The sequence below is a fragment of the Bradyrhizobium sp. genome (assembly GCF_035273305.1).
GTDB lineage: Bacteria > Pseudomonadota > Alphaproteobacteria > Rhizobiales > Xanthobacteraceae > Bradyrhizobium.
Genome location: NZ_DATEPI010000284.1, coordinates 1 through 2337, shown reverse-complemented (window position 1 = coordinate 2337; position 2337 = coordinate 1). Strand labels below are relative to the sequence as shown.

3 protein-coding genes are annotated in these 2337 nt (G+C 59.7%); 1 reads left to right on the top strand and 2 read right to left on the bottom strand.

Features of this window, described 5'->3' with window-relative positions; all coding sequences use genetic code 11:
- Together VJV58_RS18785 and VJV58_RS18780 are read right to left on the bottom strand one after the other, a co-directional pair.
- Window positions 1-334: transglutaminase-like cysteine peptidase (locus tag VJV58_RS18785; RefSeq protein WP_324138869.1), on the bottom strand; the 334-nt coding region annotated here is incomplete at its 3' end.
- Window positions 335-648: 314 nt separating this feature from the next.
- A complete protein-coding gene (locus VJV58_RS18780) occupies window positions 649-1263 on the bottom strand; it encodes a PilZ domain-containing protein (RefSeq protein ID WP_324138868.1) in 615 nt (204 codons plus the stop codon).
- 244 nt (window positions 1264-1507) lie between these two features.
- On the opposite strand from VJV58_RS18780, the gene VJV58_RS18775 reads away from it, so the two are divergent.
- Window positions 1508-2337: zinc-binding dehydrogenase (locus VJV58_RS18775; RefSeq protein ID WP_324138867.1), on the top strand; the 830-nt coding region annotated here is incomplete at its 3' end.

Here is a 2337-nt window from a genome sequence, read left to right as displayed (position 1 = left end):
CGCCGTAGCCATCCGTCGGCAGCGACCATTTCTCGATCACGCCCCAATGATCTATGTCGGTCATCGGCTTGATGGTTTCATTGACCCATCGGTTGACCCGCACCAGATCCCGCCACGTCGTCTGCGACATCACGATGTCGCGTGGCTGAGATGGGCCGCCGTGGCAATCGACCGGATTGTCGGCACAAAATTCCACCCAGCCGATCGGCGCTCGCGTGATCTCGCCAAGCGCGGCATAAAGAACCCGCTCGTCGCCGGCATTGGCTGGCGCGCTCAATCCCAACAGGACGGCGACGATCGCCAATCCCTTTCCGTCTCCCCCGAAACCAAACATTGTGGCCCCCCGTTTTTTGTTGGGACCACGTTGCGCACAAACGTTTTGCGCCGCCGCTAAGTAAGCCAAGTAGATTTGAGGTACTTTGAAGTCAAATTGAAACTAAAATCGATCTTTACTTGAATAAAACAAGCTTAGAATTTGTTTCAAATTTTAGGGATTGCTCACCATTCAGCCCGGCTAAGACCGATTTGCTTAGAAAGTCCGGCCGCGAATCCGTTCGGGCATGCCGCGCCGGACCGCGAAAGCCAACGCGGCACGCGGCGGGCAGCCGTCCGGATTTCAGAAGCCTGCGATGTGGGGAGGCGACGCGTTTACCTTGCGGTAACGCTGTCTTCGAGCGTTTCGGCCAACTGCTCGTGAATGAACTCGAGGGCGAAGCCCTCCTCGAGGTTACGTATCACCCGGGCGTTGACTTTGCCCAGCAGGACCATGGATTTCACTGGCGGCCGGTTTTCCGCGGCGATGGCTGCGCCGGACAGCGAAAGATCGATGATCCGGCAGGTCATTTTGGTGCCGTCCTCGAGCGTGAGCAGCGCAATCGGGTTGCGTGGCACGATGCGGTCGTGACGCCTGTCCTCCGGCAGGTTCAGAATGTCCCGGTTGGCCAGCCACGTCAGTTGAGCCGCGAGTTTGTCCCGCTTGCGAGCGGTGGCGCCGACGGTCATCGCAAAGCCGTTGTCAATAATGCGGGTAATCCTGCCTTCAACCCGGCCGATGTGGTCCAGATAGGCGATCACGCGATCGCCGACATTGCCGATTCCCGGCGCCAGCAGCGCGAGCCCACCTGGCGACATATTGATGATCTGGCAGGGAAACTCACGCCGGTCAGGCAGCATGTAGCGGCCAAGCAGATGTATCTTCACGCGCTGAAAACGGCGGCGTTCTTCGGCGGCAGGAACTATAGCTTTTTTGATCGCGAACGCCATCTTCGCCAGCCGAAAACCGGGATCTCTATATTCAATGACCCTACGTCCAGCAGGGTTAACGAGCGGTTAGCGGAAGGCTGGTGAGGGGACGCCGGTCTGTCTCAACCGATGCAGCATCCGCGCAGGGGCGTCGTGGTCGAGATTGGGACGCTATCGAGACGAGATCGCAGCGTTGGCACAGCGGCCGGTCTCGAATAACGTTTTGCCGCGCCACCAAGAAAGAAAAAGGGGAAAGAGGAAGCGCATGCAACAGATTCGCGTATGCACCTACGATGGCCCGGGAGCACGGCCCGTCATTCGCACCGTACCGTGGCCCAAAATTACGAGCAAAGCGGCGCTCATAAAGGTCGGTGCCTGCGGCGTTTGCGGCACCGATCTGCACATTCTGAAGGGCCACTGGCCGAAACCGCTGCCATGGCCCTTCACGCTCGGTCACGAGATCGGCGGGGTGCTGGTCGAGGTTGGCTCCGAATTCAAAGAGGATTTCATGAGCAAGCCGCTGACGATGGGATCGAAGGTGATGATCCCGCCTTTGATGCCGTGCGGCCACTGCTACTACTGCATTCACTACCCGCTAAGCGCCAATAAATGCCTGACGCCGGTCTATTACGGCCGTTATCTCGGGTTCGACAAAGCGCCGCATCTCTGGGGAGGCTGGGCTGAATATGTCTATGTCGACCTTGAGATGCTGCCGGGCACAAAAATATACAAACTGCCCGATGACATGTCGTTGCGGCTCGGCGCGTTGTCCGAACCCCTGACATCATGCATCCGCGCCTTCAACAGGGCCACGCGCGCCGGCGGCTTCACTTGGGGCGACACCGTGGTGATCCAGGGCTCCGGCCCGATTGGCATTCTGGCCGTGGCGGCCGCGCAGGAGATGGGCGCAAGCCGGGTGATCTGCGTCGGCGCGCCGGAGACGCCGCGGCTTAAGCTCGCACGCAAGTTCGGCGCCGAGACGACCGTCGATATCGAAGAGATCAAGACGCCAGAAGCGCGCATCAAAAAAGTGCGCGACATCGTGGGCGGGTTCGGCGCCGATCTGGTGATGGACTGCTCGGGACATCCGAGCGC